The sequence below is a fragment of the Anaerolineae bacterium genome (assembly GCA_013178165.1).
Lineage (GTDB): Bacteria > Chloroflexota > Anaerolineae > Aggregatilineales > Ch27 > Ch27.
Window position 1 is genome coordinate 1 of record JABLXG010000046.1, and the last position, 16,320, is coordinate 16,320.

At 65.8% G+C, this 16,320-nt stretch carries 15 protein-coding genes and 1 tRNA gene; 14 read left to right on the top strand and 2 right to left on the bottom strand.

Annotated elements, in window-relative coordinates:
* Window positions 1–182: 182 nt before the first annotated feature.
* A tRNA-Sec gene (locus HPY64_17510) sits at window positions 183–278 on the top strand.
* A gap of 56 nt (window positions 279–334) precedes the next feature.
* Here the strand turns inward: HPY64_17510 and HPY64_17515 are convergent.
* Both HPY64_17515 and HPY64_17520 read right to left on the bottom strand, forming a co-directional pair.
* The gene (locus HPY64_17515) at window positions 335–1,267 is read right to left on the bottom strand and encodes a transcriptional regulator (GenBank protein NPV68927.1); all 933 of its coding nucleotides are present in this window, start codon (window positions 1,265–1,267) and stop codon (window positions 335–337) included.
* 117 nt (window positions 1,268–1,384) lie between these two features.
* Window positions 1,385–2,317 (bottom strand): hypothetical protein, encoded by a 933-nt coding sequence (locus HPY64_17520; GenBank protein ID NPV68928.1) that lies wholly within the window; start codon window positions 2,315–2,317, stop codon window positions 1,385–1,387.
* 391 nt (window positions 2,318–2,708) lie between these two features.
* Here HPY64_17520 and HPY64_17525 point away from each other — a divergent pair, with 391 nt between their 5' ends.
* The 13 genes from HPY64_17525 (at window position 2,709) to HPY64_17585 (ending at window position 16,259) form a co-directional block, all read left to right on the top strand.
* Complete coding sequence (locus tag HPY64_17525) at window positions 2,709–3,929, top strand: MFS transporter (GenBank protein NPV68929.1); 1,221 nt, start codon at window positions 2,709–2,711, stop codon at window positions 3,927–3,929.
* Between the two features lie 276 nt (window positions 3,930–4,205).
* On the top strand, window positions 4,206–4,931 hold the full coding sequence (locus HPY64_17530) for an AzlC family ABC transporter permease (protein ID NPV68930.1): 726 nt from the start codon (window positions 4,206–4,208) through the stop codon (window positions 4,929–4,931).
* Window positions 4,916–5,233 (top strand): AzlD domain-containing protein, encoded by a 318-nt coding sequence (locus HPY64_17535; protein ID NPV68931.1) that lies wholly within the window; start codon window positions 4,916–4,918, stop codon window positions 5,231–5,233. Before HPY64_17530 ends, HPY64_17535 begins: the two co-directional genes overlap by 16 nt.
* A gap of 98 nt (window positions 5,234–5,331) precedes the next feature.
* Window positions 5,332–5,931 (top strand): deoxynucleoside kinase, encoded by a 600-nt coding sequence (locus HPY64_17540; GenBank protein NPV68932.1) that lies wholly within the window; start codon window positions 5,332–5,334, stop codon window positions 5,929–5,931.
* Between the two features lie 134 nt (window positions 5,932–6,065).
* Window positions 6,066–7,229, top strand: coding sequence for a thiolase domain-containing protein (locus HPY64_17545; protein NPV68933.1), 1,164 nt, complete (start codon window positions 6,066–6,068; stop codon window positions 7,227–7,229).
* Between the two features lie 142 nt (window positions 7,230–7,371).
* On the top strand, window positions 7,372–8,100 hold the full coding sequence (locus HPY64_17550) for an endonuclease III (GenBank protein NPV68934.1): 729 nt from the start codon (window positions 7,372–7,374) through the stop codon (window positions 8,098–8,100).
* Entirely contained in the window at window positions 8,097–9,998 is a 1,902-nt protein-coding gene (locus HPY64_17555) for a GAF domain-containing protein (protein ID NPV68935.1), read from the top strand. The genes HPY64_17550 and HPY64_17555 overlap by 4 nt, the downstream gene beginning before the upstream one ends.
* Entirely contained in the window at window positions 9,995–10,792 is a 798-nt protein-coding gene (locus HPY64_17560; GenBank protein NPV68936.1) for a hypothetical protein, read from the top strand. The genes HPY64_17555 and HPY64_17560 overlap by 4 nt, the downstream gene beginning before the upstream one ends.
* 51 nt (window positions 10,793–10,843) lie before the next feature.
* The gene (locus tag HPY64_17565) at window positions 10,844–11,713 is read left to right on the top strand and encodes a HAMP domain-containing histidine kinase (protein NPV68937.1); all 870 of its coding nucleotides are present in this window, start codon (window positions 10,844–10,846) and stop codon (window positions 11,711–11,713) included.
* 80 nt (window positions 11,714–11,793) lie between these two features.
* Window positions 11,794–13,011, top strand: a complete 1,218-nt coding sequence (locus HPY64_17570; GenBank protein ID NPV68938.1) for an MFS transporter — start codon at window positions 11,794–11,796, stop codon at window positions 13,009–13,011.
* Window positions 13,012–13,032: 21 nt separating this feature from the next.
* Window positions 13,033–13,740 carry an MBL fold metallo-hydrolase gene (locus HPY64_17575; protein NPV68939.1) on the top strand — a complete coding sequence of 236 codons (708 nt, stop codon included), beginning with the start codon at window positions 13,033–13,035 and terminating at the stop codon, window positions 13,738–13,740.
* A gap of 132 nt (window positions 13,741–13,872) precedes the next feature.
* A complete protein-coding gene (locus HPY64_17580) occupies window positions 13,873–15,531 on the top strand; it encodes a hypothetical protein (GenBank protein NPV68940.1) in 1,659 nt (552 codons plus the stop codon).
* A gap of 110 nt (window positions 15,532–15,641) precedes the next feature.
* Window positions 15,642–16,259: an SHOCT domain-containing protein gene (locus HPY64_17585; protein ID NPV68941.1), complete on the top strand. Its 618-nt coding sequence runs from the start codon at window positions 15,642–15,644 to the stop codon at window positions 16,257–16,259.
* Window positions 16,260–16,320: the final 61 nt, after the last annotated feature.

Here is a 16,320-nt window from a genome sequence, read left to right on the forward strand (position 1 = left end):
ACCCTGGGGCTCATCCGGTTGTTGAAGTTCGACTTCATTCCCCAAGCACGCCGCTTCTTCAATGCTCGGCTCGACCTGGCGCTTGACCTGCTTCTGGCTCCTCCCTGACAACTTTGCAACAGCCGTGCTCCTCCTGCCGCGCGTCGTTGACGAAGCACCCCCGGCAGGGTATGCTTGCCTGTGGGGGTGGATGTGTCCCGGTGGATGCCCCAGTCTTCAAAACTGGTGGCGGGCTGCGCTGAGCAGTCCGCGGTGGGTTCGACTCCCATCCGCTCCCGCCTCCCTGTCGCCGTCGGAACCTCCGGCGGCGTTCTTATTGTCCGCCGGGAGGCCGCTAACGCGCCAGGACACGCCACAGCAGATCACGCCCGGCCTGCCGCAGGCGACCCAGGATTCCTCCCCTTAGCTGATGAGGTAGCTGGCGGGCCACCTCCCGCACGGCCAACCGCCGCCCATAACGCTCCTGCAGCTCGCGCTGGTGCTGCATCGTCCAGACGAAGAAGTCCGCCGGCGTACGTTCCGGGAACAGCCTGAGGATGCCCTCCTGCTTGATGAACTGGACGACCGTCTCGTAGATCATGTCGTACCAGGCGGTGACCGCTTCTTCGTAGGGGACAGGCACGCCGTCGATCTTACTGAGCGCGGCCTGGTAGGCGGCGATCTGCTGGAGCATATCCAGATAGCCGCCGGGCGCGGTCAGGCGGATATCGTGGCCGGGCCGCAGCCTGTCCAGTTGCGTCCGCTCCAGGAACTCCTTGCGCTCGGCCTCCAGCAGCAGGGTGTCGATGTCGGCCTCCGGATCGACTCCGGCCACCGGGGCCGGAAATTCCCAGACATACGCCTCGATGGTGCCCATGTTCAGCTGGTTGGCCACCGAAACGCGGTGATTACCATCCTTGACAAAGTAGGCATCCCCTACCTTGTAGACCTCGATCGGCGGCGCGCCACCGCTGGTTGGGTCCAGGAAGAGGACGGCCACGCGCTGCCAGCGCTCGCGCATATCGGTGTTGACTGGCAGGAAGGCGCCGGTGAAATCCTTGTAGCGGCCCACGCTGCCGACAATCTTGTTGAGCGGGATAGTCTGTACGCCGCGATAGATCGCCGTCCGCAGGCCCAGATGCTGGGAGATCTCGTTGAAGTCCAGCAACTCCGGTGGTTGCTGGCCCTGCAGGCGCGCCAGGAAGCGGTTCCAGAAGGCCTTGCGGTTGGCCTGCTCGAATTCGTTGCGCGCTTCTAGGGAATATACAGAACCCATCTGACCCGGCATGCTGTTTTCCCCCGGCGATCCCGTGCGGGCCAGTGATCACTGGCAACTCCATTATAGCAATTTTGCGGGGCGAGCCGATTCTGGCAGCTGCCAGGGAGAACGTGGCGCAGCCGGGGATCAGACGAAGTAGGAAAGCAGCCAGCGAAGGAAAGCGCGCAGTAAACGGCCCGGCCGCCAGGGGTGGTTGCGTTTGCTGAAATCGCGGGCCGCCTCGATCAGTTTGACGCGCCGGCCATAGCGTTCCTCCAGCTGGCGCTGATGCTGGCGCACCCAGACAAAGAAGTCAGCGCGGGTGCGACCGGGGAACAGCGACATCACCCCTGCCCGCTCAATCGCCTGAATCGAGGTTTCGTAGACCATGTCGTACCAGCTGGCGACGGCCTCAGGCCAGGGAACGTCCCGCCCGTCGATCTGGCTGAGCGCCTGCTGGAAAGCCTCGATCTCGGTCAGCAGGACAGGGTAGCCGCCGGGAGCGGTCAGTTCAATGCCATGGCCGGGACGCAGGTCATCCAGCTGCGTCCTTTCCAGGAATTCCTGGCGTTCGGCGGCGCTGATCAGCGTGTCCAGGTCGGCCTCCGGGTCCAGGTCAGGGAGCGGCCCCGGATACTCCCAGACATACGCCTCGATGTCTTCCAGGCCAAGCTGGCGGGCGACCGAGACGCGATGATTACCATCCTTGACGAAGTACGCTGAGCCGACCTTGTACAGTTCCACCGGCGGGACGCCGCCGCTGGTCGGGTCCAGGTAGACTGTGGCGATGTTCTGCCAGCGCGTCTTGAGGCCATCGTCGGCGGGCAGGAAGGCGCTGGTGAAGTCCTTGTAGCGACCTACGCTGCCCACGATCGCCTCCAGCGGGACGTTCTGCACGCCGCGGTAGAGGGGATGGCGGAGCTTGAGCCGTTCCTCGATCTCATTAAAATCAAGCAAACCGGCCTGCTGGCCGGGAAACGCCGGGGTGAACCGGAACTGGTGGATGCGGGCTTTACGGCGTGCTCGCGCCCATTCCAGCCGGGCCTCCGTGCGGTATTGTGGCGATTGTTCAGCTACCATGAGTTTGTCGATTCCTGTTTCATCCTGTGCAAACGATAAACCACCGGATATAGTCGCATTATAATCGGCCCCCAAAGCTTTAGATAGCACAAAGTGTACAAGTTTTTTTTAGGATATTGTGATATTTTTGTTCATTCTTAATAAGTATGCGGGGTGAGAATGACCAAAGCGATGCCCTCAGAATCGCCCTGAGCGGGAATGTAGACAGGGTGTCAGCGATCGGGTGACGCGCATAACAGAGAATAGGGAATGAGCGGCGGGCAACAGTACAGCCTCCCGGCTCGCCCCGCCCTCCTGACAGGCCCCTGATTGTCTCTTTGGCCGCGCAACGGCTATGATCGGCGCGGGTTATGGGTATCGTCTGGTGAAATCGCCAAAGGATTCTTCCGTCATGCTTGCTGTCGCCCGTCGCGCCTATGCTCTGCTGCGCAATCCCCTGGTCATGGCCGTCTACGCGCCAACGCTGCTTTTCTCCATCACCACCGGCATCATGAACCTGATCCTGCCGCTGTACGCCGCCGACTTCGGCGTGCCTTATGGCGTGGTCGGCGTGATCGTGGCTGCCGATCTGTTCGGCACGTTGATCGGCGATGTGCCCGCCGGGATGTTGATGCGTCGGCTGGGCAAGAAGCGGCTGATGTTGCTGGGGCTGGCGCTCAACGGCATGATGACGCTGGCCCTGTACTGGGCGCAATCGGTGGCGCTGGTGGGGGTGCTGCGCGTTGTGTCCGGCGTGGGTTGGGCGTTCTTCGCCGTTTCCCGCCACGCCTATCTGGCCGATATGATCAGCCCAGCCCAGCGCGGACGGGCGATTGCCATCTTCGGCGGCACATTCCGCATCGGTTGGTTTATCGGCCCATCGATCGGCGGGTTCCTGGCCGCTCGCTTCGGGCTGCGGTCGACCTTCCTGGCCTATGTCGTCCTGGTGGCATTAACTGTGCTGACCGTCCTGCGCTTCGCTCAGGAGGGGAACCCGACCCTGCAGGGACACCGCCCTGGCAGTGGATCGGGCATTTCCCTGTTGGAATTGCTGCGCACCTACCACCACCTGCTGGCCAGGGCGGGGATCGGGCAGATTCTGGCCCAGATGACGCGGGCCAGCTGGCGCACGATCATCCCCCTCTATGGCGCTGATGTGATCGGGCTGGATGTGGCGCAAATCGGGCTGATCATGAGCGCGCTCTCAGCGGTGGATATGTCGCTGTTCATGCCTGCCGGGATGATCATGGATCGCTGGGGGCGCCGCTTTGCCACTGTGCCCAGCTTTGGCCTGCAGGGAATCGGTCTGGCACTGATCCCGCTGACCGGCAGCTTCACCGCGTTACTGGGAGCCGGGCTGCTGATCGGTGTGGGCAACGGGCTAAGCTCCGGGACGATGATGACGCTCGGCGCTGACCTGGCGCCGGAGCACGCCCGTGGGGAGTTTCTGGGCCTGTGGCGGCTGGTCGGCGATGTCGGCGCCATGACCGGGCCACTGGCGGCGGGGGCAGTAGCCGACCTGCTGACGCTGTCGGCGACCGCGCTGGTGGCGGCGGTGGGCGGGCTGGGCGCGGCCCTGATCTTCGCCCGCTGGGTGCCGGAGACGCTGCGCCGTCGTCCGCTGGAACAGTGATCGGAACGAGACAACTGCCAGGACTGTCCGGCGAGTGTGCAAGACCGGAATGAGAGGTCGCCGTCGGTGTTCAAAGCGGGTTTGATACAGCCAGGCTGAATCTGGGCTTTCTAGCTGCTTCTCAGACGTGTGGCCTGGCTGCCATTCTCGCAATGACAGGCATACGCTCCTTCGCCTCCCGGCAGCCCGGCTTGCCGTCACGCCCTGCCTCTTTTTGCCAGGCTGCCCGGCGGGTACAATGGTGCCCTGTTACCCGTTCCTGTCCACCAAACCCTTATGTCCGCGACCACTGCTCGCCTGCTGGCTGGAAGTAAAGCGCAAATTCCCATCTTGCTGGGCGTAGTGCCCTTCGGCATGATCTACGGCGTGGCCGCGCTGGAAGCCGGCCTTTCGCCTGCTGCCACGCTGGGCATGTCGCTGATCGTGTTCGCCGGGTCGTCGCAGTTCATCGCCGCGCAACTCTTCGCCGCCGGGACACCGGGCCTGGTCATCGTGCTGACCACGCTGATCGTCAATTTGCGCCACATGCTCTACAGCGCCTCAATCGCGCCTTACGTGCGCCACCTTTCCCGCCCCTGGAAGTTCCTGCTGGCCTTCCTGCTGACCGACGAGGCGTACGCCGTGGCTATTACCAATTACCGCCGCCGGGACCCGGCCCCCTCCGCCGGGACGGATGAGCACTGGTACACTCTGGGCGCGGGCCTGACGCTGTGGATCGCCTGGCAGGTCAGCACACTGGGGGGCGTGGCGCTGGGCGCGTCCGTGCCGGAGAGCTGGTCGCTGGACTTTGCGCTGCCGCTTACCTTCATCGCCCTGTTGATCCCGACGCTAACAGACCGGCCTGCGGCTCTGGCGGCGCTGGTGGCGGGGACAACAGCCGTCGCCATGCATGGCCTGCCTTTCAACCTGGGGCTGGTGCTGGCTGTGTTGGCTGGCATCAGTGCCGGCCTGCTGGCGGAACGCCGCGCCATCGGGGAGCAACGCGCATGGAAGACTGGCTGATCATCCTGGGCATGGTTGCGGTAACCTACAGCGCGCGCCTGTCGGTGATCGCCCTGCTGGGGCAGCGCCCGCTGCCGGAACTGATCGCGCGCGCCCTGCGCTATGTGCCCCCGGCAGCGCTGGCGGCGATTGTCTTCCCGGCGCTGCTGCTGCCGGATGGCGCGCTGGACATCTCACCGGGGAATCTGCGGCTGCTGGCCGGGCTGGCGGCAGCGCTCATTGCCTGGCGCACACACCGGACATTGCTGGCGATCGGCGCGGGCATGGTTGCCCTGTGGCTGTTGCAGGCGGCGCTGCCCTGAGCAGGATACGCTAACCCGGTGCGGTAGAGGACGGGCATGGTATGATTGCCAGTGATGGATCGGGGTCGCTGTTCGGCAGCAACACGGAGTGATCGTCCATGCTGATCAACCTTGAAGGCAATATCGCCAGTGGCAAGAGCACCCTGGGGGAGGCCCTGCGGGCCAGCGAACGCTTTCACTTCATCCCGGAGCCGGTGCCTGTCTGGCAGCACGGCTTCGCCATCAACTGGCTGGAGCGCTTTTACGCGGATATGCCGCGCTGGTCGTTCACCTTCCAGATCGTCACTTTCACCACGCGCATCCAGGCCCTGGCGAACCGCCCGCCGGATCGCATCACGGTAGCCGAGCGCAGCATCGGCACCGACCGCTACGCCTTTGCGCCCGGCCTGCACGCCACCGGCGCGCTGGACGATCACGAATGGGCGCTTTACTGCGCCTTCTGGGAGGCAATGGCCCCTGCTGCCCCGCAGCCAGACCTGATTCTGTACCTGCGTACCCCGGCTGAGGAGTGCCTGCGCCGCCTGAAGGTCCGTAGCCGCGCTGAGGAGGTCGGCGTGACGCTGGACTATCTGCAGGAGCTGGGCCAGCGCCATGATGACTGGCTGCTGGACCGCCCGGATGTGATCGTGCTGGATGGCACGCGCCACTGGACAGCCGCCGAGATCGCCTTTGAGCTGGCGCGGGCCGGGGCCGACTGATGATCGGCTCGCCGGGCGGGCAAATCTGGTAGTTTCTGAGAGTCCCCCTGTGCTAAAGTGATGGCCTATGAACCGGCCATAACCCGGTCAGCAGCAGGCTGACCGTTGACTGCTGTGATGACAAGGATTGGCTTATGCGCGAGGTATGTATCATTGGAATCGGCCAGACGCCCATCGGCGAGCAGTGGGAATTGAGTCTGCGCCAGATGGCCGTCCGGGCGCTCAAGGCGGCGGTCGCTGACACCGGCGCCCCTGACCTTCAACCGCAGGCCCTTTATGTGGGCAATATGCTGGCCGCCCGCCTCAACGATCAGGCCCATCTGGGCGCCCTGATCGCCGATTACGCTGGCTGGCGTGGGATCGAAGCTGCCACCGTAGAGGCGGCCTGCGCCTCCGGCGGCGCCGCAATGATGGCTGGCGTGCGGGCCGTCGCCAGCGGCCTGGCCGATGTGGTGGCCGTCTGTGGCGTGGAGAAGATGACCGAAGCCACCAGCAGCGAGGTCACCACCGGCCTGGCTACCGCCGCCGACGCCGACTATGAAGTCGCTCACGGCGTGACCTTTGTAGCCCTTAACGCCCTGGTCATGCAGCGTTATATGTACGAGTACGAGGTACCGCATGACGACTTCGGCATCTTCAGTCTCAACGCTCACCAGAACGCCGTCAATAACCCTAACGCCATGTTCCGCAGCCCGATCACGCTGGACACCTACCGCAACGCGCCGATGATCGCGCCGCCGATCAACCTGTACGACAGTTCCCCGATCTGCGACGGCGCGGCGGCGGTGATCCTGGCCCCGCTGGAGATCGCCCGCGATTTGCCGGGCGTCATCCCCGTGCGTGTGCGGGCCAGCGCCAGCGCCACCGACAGCCTGAATCTGGACGATCGGCATGATCTGCTGGCTCTCAGCGCCGCCCGCCTGAGCGCCCGGCGCGCTTACGATCAGGCTGGTCTCAGCCCGGCGGATATCGACCTCTTTGAGGTGCACGACGCTTTTTCGATCATGGCCGCCCTGAGCCTGGAGGCGGGGGGCTTTGCCCCGCGCGGGGAAGGGGTGCGCTTTGCCCATGAGCAGGGCATTGGCCTGGATGGGCGGCTGCCGATCAGCACAATGGGCGGGTTGAAGGCGCGCGGTCACCCCGTCGGCGCGACGGGGGTCTATGAGATCGTCGATCTGGTCACCCAGTTGCGCGGCCAGGCCGGCAAGAACCAGGTCGCCGGTGCTACCATCGGCATGACCCAGAACATCGGTGGGACCGGCGCCACAGTGGTGACTCACATCCTGAGCGTCGAATAGCGCCGTCCTGAGCTACCGGGACGCCAGTGGAAAGCACAGGGCAGCGTCGTACAGGCGTGCGACGCTGCGATTCATTCCGGGCGCCGGCGATCCGGCCCCCGGTCACTTTGCCGCCGGTCGCCCGGCGCAGTACAATGACCACATGGCAACCCCGATTGACCCTCAATCCCCCGCTGCGCTGGCCCGTGGCCGGGAAAAGTACGGCCCGGTGGCGGCACTCCTGCGCGAGATGTACGGCGTCCCGGAATGGCGGCCCCACCTCTCCCCGCTGGATGAGCTGGTCAGCACCATCCTCAGCCAGAGTACATCCGACACCAACCGCGACAAAGCCTTTGACGCGCTCAAAGCGCGCTTTCCCAGCTGGGAAGCCGTCCGCGATGCGCCGCTTGATGACGTGATCGCCGCCATCCGCCCCGCCGGACTGGCCAACCAGAAGGCCCCGCGCATCCAGGAAGTGCTGCAGCGGATCACGGCAGAGCGCGGCGAACTGAGCATTGACTTCCTGGCGGATCTCCCGCTGGAAGACGCCCGGCGCTGGCTGACCAACCTCAACGGCATTGGCCCCAAGACAGCGGCGATCATCCTGCTCTTTGCCTTCGGCCGGCCGGCCTTCCCGGTCGATACGCACGTCCACCGCCTCAGCCGCCGCATCGGCTTCATCGGGCCGAAGGTGAGCGCGGAAAAAGCCCATGCCATCATGGAGCAGATCGTCCCACCGGAGGATTACCTGGTCTTTCATCTCAACCTGATCTGGCATGGCCGCCAGATCTGCCACGCCCGCAATCCCAAATGCCCGCTGTGCCCGCTGCAGGATTACTGTGATGATTACCAGGCGCGGCTGCCCCGCGCCACCCGGACTGTTGCGCCATGACCGAACCGCCCGCCCCACCCCCCGCTTACCGCACCGGTCGCCAGCTTGACATGGCGATCGCCAGCGCCCGCCAGACCGTCACCCTGCTGCTCAGCCAAGCGCGGGCGAACCGCGTCGATCCGGTCTACCTGGCTGAGCGGCTGGAAACGCTCAGCCTGGTGTTGGAGGAGATCGTCGCTGAACGGCTGGATACCACCCAGCAGCAAAAACTGGCCGCCCTGTACGAGGTCACCCGCCTGATCGGCTCCTCGCTTGACCTGCAGATCGTGCTCAACGAGGTGATGGATGCCATCATCAAGCTGACCGGGGCCGAGCGCGGTTTCCTGATGCTCCTCGACGACGACGGCAACCTGGTCCCCCGCGTGGCCCGCAACATCGATCAGCAGACTCTCGACAGCGGCGACTTCCGCGTCAGCCGCACGGTGACCCGCCAGGTGGTGGATAGCGGCCAGCCCGTCCTGACCACCAACGCCCAGGAAGATCCGCGCTTTGCCGGGCAGGCCAGCGTGATCGCCCACGCCCTGCGCAGCATCATGGCCACGCCGCTGCGGGTGCGCGGACGGGTGATCGGCGTTGTTTACGTCGACAATCGGGCGCGGACCGGGCTGTTCAAGCCGCAGGACCTGGCCGCGCTGGACGCCTTCGCCGGGCAGGCCGCCGTTGCCATCGATAACGCCCGCCTGTTCAGCGAGACCGACCAGGCCCTGCAGGCCCGCGTGGAAGAACTGAGCATGTTACGGCGCATGGACCGTGACCTGAATGAAGCTATCGGCGCCGGGCAGGTTATGGGCGTCACCCTGGAGTGGGCCATGCGCGTCAGCGGGGCGGCGGCCAGCGCCCTGGGCCTGGTCGAGGCTGCGCCGGAAGGATCGGGTGTGCTGCGCATTGCCGCCTGCGCCGGGGATGGCCCGTTACCGCCGGGTATCGCCGAAGGCGCCATCCTGCCCCTCGATGGCGAAGATGCGCTGACCGCCGCCCTGAACGGGACAGAAGCCGCGCACATCCCGGTGGAGGAAGGGCTGGTGCTGCTGGTCGTACCCATCCACCATGAGAACCGGCCCGGCGGCGCGCTGATCCTGGCCGGCGCGCAACCTTTCAGCGCCGACGCCTGTGACCTGGTGACCCGCATGGCCGCCCGCGCCGCCGTCGCCCTGGAGAATACCCGTCTGTTCGAGGCAGTGCGCGCCGCCGACCGCGCCAAGAGCGAGTTCGTCAGCATTGTTGCCCACGAACTGAAAGTCCCCATGACCAGCATTGCCGGTTACGCCGACCTACTCAGGATCGGCGGCCCGGTCACGGAGCAGCAGGCTGAATTCATCACCCGCATCAAGAACAACGTCCAACGGATGAAGGTCCTCGTCAGCGACCTGAGCGACATCAGCCGCATCGAAAGCGGCAACCTGCGCATGGAGCTGGGAGCGGTCGATCCACGTGGCCCGCTGGCCCAGGCCTGCCAGGAGGTCAGCGCCGCGGTCGCCGAGCGCGGCCATACCCTGCTGCAGGAACTCGCGCCCGATCTGCCGCCCGCCCTGGCCGATCCCGCCCGCCTGACCCAGGTGCTGGTCAACCTGCTCAGCAACGCCTGCAAGTACACGCCGGATGGCGGGACAATCACGTTGCGCGCCTGGCAGCAGGGCGATCGCGTGGCCTTCGCTGTGCAGGATACCGGGATTGGCCTGAGCACGGAAGAGATCGCCCGCCTGGGCACCAAATTCTGGCGGGCCAGCAACGAATACGCCCTCAGCCAGCCGGGAACTGGCCTGGGCTTTGCCATCACGCGCAACCTGATCGCCCTGATGCACGGCGAATTGACCATTGAGAGCACGCCGGGCCAGGGCAGCACCTTCACCTTCACCCTGCCGGTCGCGCCGCCGACCCAGGAGCCAGCCCAGCCGTGACCGCCGCCCCCCGCTTTCACCTGTTCCTTTCCCCCCACCTGGACGATGCCGTCCTGAGTTGCGGCGGGCTGATCCATCGCCTGGTTGCGGCGGGGGAGCGGGTGGCCGTCCACACGATCATGGCCGGGCGACCGCCCCGCCCGTTGCCACAGTCGCCGATTCTGGCCGATCTGCATGCCCGCTGGGCCACGATCGGTGATCCGATTGACACCCGGCGGCGGGAGGACATCCGGGCGCTGAGCCAGCTGGGCGCGCTGGCCCGCCACGCTGCCATCCCCGACTGTGTCTACCGCGTGACCTACACGCCGGCCGGGGAGCCGGTCGCGCTCTACCCCTCTGAAGAATCGCTGTGGGCGGCCATCCACCCCGTCGACACAGCCCCGTTGCTGCTGGACGCCACACCGCTGCTCTACCCCCAGACTGACGTCTTGCACATCCCGCTGGGCGCGGGCGGCCATGTCGACCATCGCCTGGTGCGCGACTGGGGGCGGCGGCTGGCCCGCGCCAACCCCGGTCTGGACGTCTTCTACTACGAGGAATATCCCTACAGCCTCAACCAGGGCGCGGTAGAAGCGGCGCTGGCGGCTTTCAACCCGCCGCCTGACCTGGCCCCGATCCTCCACCTGCTGGATGATGACGCCCTGGCGGCCAAGATCGCGGCCATCGCCTGCTATGAGAGCCAGATCAGCACTTTCTGGCGCGATGCAACAGATATGGCCGACGCCGTGCGCCGCGACGCGCTGGCTATTGGCGGCGGTATCCCCGCCGAACGCGAATGGCAGCCCCGCGGCTGATCCGCCGGAACGAGCGCCGGGTTGCCCGGCGACCAAATGGGAGCAGAACCGATGAGCGAATCTCCTCTTGAACAGGCCAGGGTGCAGCTGGCGGCGCTGCGCGAGGAGGCCCGATCTGGCGCGCTGATCCCCGCCCACCTGCCGGAACAGATCGACGCCGTCCTGGCCCTGCTGGCCGCTGCGGAAACCCCCGCCGGGCCGGAGGCGGCAGCCGAGGCCGCCCGGCAGGAACGGGCGCGCACCGCCGAACTGATCTCCACCGCTGTGCACGAGATGCGCATCCCCCTGACCAGCATCCGGGGCTACATCGACATGCTGGCCAAGGGCATGCTGGGGGCGCTGCCGGACCAGCAACAGCAGTTCGCCGAGACCATCCGCGTCAATGCCCTGCGCCTGGAGCGTCTGATCGCCGACATCAATGACTACATCAAGTTGCGCGGTGGGCGGCTGCACCTGAATCGCCAGCCGGAGACGGTCGGCAATGTCATGCTGGGGGTGCAGCGGCGTGTTGCTGACCTGGCTGCTGAGCGCAACGTGACGTTCACATGCGACGCGCCGGAAGGGCTGCCGCTGCTGAACATCGATTCGCCGCGCCTGGCCCAGGCGCTGGTGTACCTGGTGGAAAACGCCGTAAATTACTCACCGAATGGGAGCACGGTCACCGTGACCGTGCGTGGCGATTCCGGCGGCGTCACCTTCGCTGTGAGCGACCGGGGCATTGGCATGAGCGCCGCTGAACTGGCCCACCTGGGCGAACCATTCTGGCGCGCCGAGGCCGAAGCTGTGCGGGAGATCAAGGGTCATGGGCTGGGCTTCGCCGTGGCCAGGGGGATTATTGAGGCTCATGGCGGGACGCTGGCGGTGGAAAGCACGCCGGGCCAGGGCACGACCATTCGTTTCACCCTTTCCGCCCTGACCTGAAGCGGCTACAATGCCCGCTGTTCCCCGCTGGCAGACGGGGGAAAGCACCCACTGGTTCGCCTGCCTGAGAGGTATGCTCCATGTCCGCTGCGATTGCCCGCACCAGATCAGCCGGTCTGGTTACGTTACTCATCGCTTACGCTGCCTTTATCGTGCTGGGCCTGCCGGATGGCCTGCTGGGGGTGGCCTGGCCATCGATTCAGCGGACGTTCAGCGTGCCGCTGGATGCCTTCGGATTGCTGCTGCTGCCGGGCACGATCGGCTACATGCTGGCCAGCACGTTCAGCGGGCGGGTGATCGGGCGGTGGGGAATCGCCGCCTTCCTGCTCGGCGGGGTAGCCATCCGCGCCCTGGGGCTGCTGGGCTATGTTGGCGCGCCAGGCTGGGCGCTGCTGTTGCTGGCCAATTTCGTCAACGGCATCGGCACGGGGGGCGTGGATAGCGGCTTCAACACCTACATTGCCACCAACTACAGCGCGGGGCGCATGAGCTGGCTGCACGCCTGCTTTGGCGTGGGGGCGACAATCGGGCCACTGATCATGACCGCCATCCTGACCTCCGGGCGGGACTGGCAGACCGGCTACCTGATTGTGGCCGCCCTGCAGGGATTGATCGCCCTGCTGGTGCTGGGCGTCTTCAACCGCTGGCAAATCCCCGGCAATGGCGATTCCGCTGAGGCGCATGGGGGGGCGGTGCCCGCCCGCGCTACGCTGGCCATCCCGGCAGTGTGGCTGGCGATCGGCACGTTCTTCCTGTACACCGGCATGGAGATCACCGGCGGCAACTGGACGTATACGCTCTTCACTGAAGGACGGGGCATTACGCCGTCCGTGGCCGGGACGTGGATCAGCCTGTACTGGGGCAGTCTGACCGCCGGGCGCATCCTGAGCGGGCTGATTGTGGGCCGCCTGGGGGAGGTGCGCCTGCTCCGCTGGAGCATGATCGGGGCGGCTATCGGCGCGGCGCTGCTGATCGTGCGCGGCGCGGCAGCGATCAACCTGACCGGGCTGATGCTGACCGGCTTCGCCCTGGCGGCGATCTTCCCGACGCTGATCTCGATCACGCCGGCCCGCTTCGGCGCGGCCCACGCCGCCAACGCCATCGGCTTCCAGATCGCGGCGGCAGGGCTGGGGGTGGCCCTGTTGCCGGGCCTGGCCGGTGTGCTGGCCGGGCGTGCCGGTCTGGAGACCATCGCGCCGTTCCTGCTCGTCATCGGCCTGCTACAATGGGCGCTGTACGAGATCGGCCTGCGCTATGCGCCGATCCATGGCCGGGGCGAGCAACCGGCTCCAGAATAATTGTCAGAAAGGCGCGCTGCCATGCAGCCCCTCCTCCCCGGCGTCTATGCCTTCAGCGGTTTGCTCGTCGGACGGGTGTACCTGATCGAAGGCCCTGACGGCCTGACGATCATCGACGCTGGCATGGCCCTGGCTGCCGACCGCGTCCTCCGCCAGCTGGCCGCTGCCGGTCATGCGCCGGGGGAGGTCCGGCGCATCCTGATCACACACGCCCACTTCGATCACATCGGCGGTCTGCCGCGCCTGAAGGCGTTCACCGGCGCGGAAGTGATCGCCTCCACTATCGAGCAGCCGTATGTGGAGGGCCGGGCGGCGTTGCCCGCTCCTGTCCCTGGTCAACTCGGCCCGCTGGATCGGCTGATGTTGCGGCTCGGCGGGAAGACCGTTGCGCCAGCCACGCCGGTTGACCGCATCTGTGAGGATGGCGATACCGTCTCGGAAGCGCTCGGCGGGCTACAGGCCATCCTGACCCCTGGCCACACGCCCGGCCACACCGCCTACTGGGCGCCGGAACACGGCGTGCTGTTCTGCGGGGATGCGATGATGCGCACGCCCGGCCTGCGGTTGCCCTTCGCCGCGTTCACCGGCGATATGGCCGCCGCCCGGCGCGCCATCAGCCGCCTGGCCAACCTGACTCCGGCGGTGGTGTGCTTCGGCCATGGCGCGCCCCTGATTCACCATACGGCGGCTACTCTGCAGACCTTTGCCCGGCGACTTGAGGGGCGGTAAACGCCCTGCGGCCTGTGGCCTCCCGGTTTTTTCTGGCCTGTACAGCGTGGTTCGAACCGGCTATAATTATCCGTATGATGCTAACTAAGTAAAAAGTGAATAGATGGTGTATTACAGACCGGGGGTCATCCCATGATTCGCCAACGCTGCCTTCCCCTGCTGTTGTTCCTTGCCCTGCTGGGCAGCCTGATCGACGCGCCGATCGCCGCCGCGCAGGGCAGCCGGATTCCACCCACTGCCGCCAACATGCTGGCCGCGATGAACCAGTGGCGGCTGAACGAGGGTCTGGCGCCCTTCCGCCCCAATCCCACCCTGGAAGCACTGGCCTGGCTACAGGTCAACTATCTGCTCAGCCAGCCGGATATCCCCGCTAATATTCATGACGGTATCCTGGGGGAAAAACCCCGTGACCGCGCCCGCTGGCCACAATTTGACTGGCCCTACTATAACATCCCTGCTCGTGTCAGCCTGGAGGAAATCACCGTTGCCGCGGCCAGCGTCCCGGCGGGCATCACCTGGTGGCAGAACTCGGATATTCACCGCCGCGCAGCGACCAACCCCAACTACCGCGAGATCGGCGTTGCCGCCCTGCCGTACAAATACGGGACGGTCTTTGTGGCGGTGCTGGGTGGCCGCCCGGATGTCCTGCCCGCGCTGATCCACCCGGACGGCCAGACGCTCTACCTGACCCGCGAAACCTACGCGGGGGCGCAGGGCAGCAATGCGCTGGTGCGAATCACCGGCGTGCGCCTGCTGGATAGCGACCGCACCCCGCTGACCAGCTGGCAGCCCTGGAGCGCCACGCTGCCTATGCCGGAGGTCAGCGGTCAGCTGCTCTACGTCGAATATACCGACGGCAGTAAGACGGTCACCACACCGGTCGATGTGACGCGGGATATCATCGCCCTGCCGGGCTACCCCGCGCCCGGTGCGCCAGCGATTACGGAAGCTCCGGCGGCGGTAGAGACTCTGCCGGTGACGGCGACGATCAACGGGGCCAACCTGCAGGTGCTGGCCGCCGGTCCGGAGATGCTGGTGTTTCACGCTACGACCACCGCGCCGGTCTACCTGGATGACTTTCGTCTGTTCGCCCTACCGATGGGTGGGCGACCGGTGATCTGGCAGTTCTCCCGCGCTTTCCAGGGTATGCAGTACGCCTCGCCGAACAGCTGCTTTGCCTTGCTGGCAGTAGACGCGGCCTTCACGCCGCCAGCGCTATGCTCCGGGCCGCTGGTGATCATCCGCATTCCGCTGGAACAGACCTTCTGGTACGACAGTCTGCAGGGGCAGCGCAACAGCCTGTTTGTCCTCAGCCAGCGCGGGCGGCTGTTGGCCAACTGCCAGAATCCGGCCCAGGCCTGTGGCTTCTTCCTGGAGGCAGCGCCGGCCCCCGCGGGGGGTGCGGGTGGACGCCCGGCCCGTGTCACCCGGACAATCCAGCTGGTCTATACGCCCGACAGCCTGACGCTGCTCAACCAGAGTGGGCAACGGCTTTCCCTGCGCGGTTTGGAACTGGTCAACGGCGCAGTGACGCTGAGCAGTACCATATGGAACCTCAGTGCCAGCACGGCTTCGATCGATACCTTCCCGGCGGGCGACTGCTTGGAGGTCTGGGCCTTCGGCGCACCAACCCAACCCAAACCGCCGGGCTGCAAGATCCGCCATGCCTGGACGACCATCCGGCCCAACCAGCTTCTGTGGGCCAGCGGGACGTTCACCGTCCGTTACCGCGGGAATCAGGTCGCCACCTGCGAGGCCGCCGCGGGTGAATGTACGTTCGAACTGCCGTAGTCAGTCCGGCGACGCAGCGGTATACTGACAGAAGCGTACGGCTTGATCTGGTAGCCGGGCGGCGTAGACGCCCGGCATTCCATCCTGGTCGCCGAGGAGCAAGGCCGATCATGGATATGATCGCGCTGGAAGTGGTCTATGCCAACGCCCCGGAGGGGGCTGTGCCGCCGGAGCACCGTGCCGATCATCGCCGGAGGGTGCTGGCAGCACTGGCCCCCACGGAGCCGATTCACTTCTACTTCTGGGATGCTGATGTCAGCGGCCTGCTGCTGTTCACCGATCGGCGCATCCTGCAATTCCCGCGCCTGCAAGTCCGGCGCGGGCTGTTTAGCTTCACCTACCGTTTTGAGACACAGGAATACCCCTACAGCGTCATCCTGCGTGTGGAGACGGCGCGGCCAACCTTCTTTGAATTCGCCCGCCTGATCCTGCATTGCCGCGACCGGGCTGTGTGCATCGGCCTGACGCGCATCGACCCACAGGCGCACGAGGCGATGGCCGCCACACTGCGCCAGCTGGTGACAGCCTGGCAGGACAGTTCCCCACCGGAACCCGATCAGGTGACCGGGCCACTGGCTGACCGCCTGAAGGCGCTTGACGATCTGCTGGAAAGCGGGGCGCTGGATGAAACGGAATACCGCCAGGCTCGGCGGCGGCTGCTGGGGCTTTTCAATAATCGAACAGGGAGTAAGCTAGAAAGAGAGGGAAAGCCAAGAGCAGGGGAGTAAGAAGAAGACAATGACGCTCTTGTCGTGTCTGCGACGGATACCTGACCCGCGTTCGCGTCAC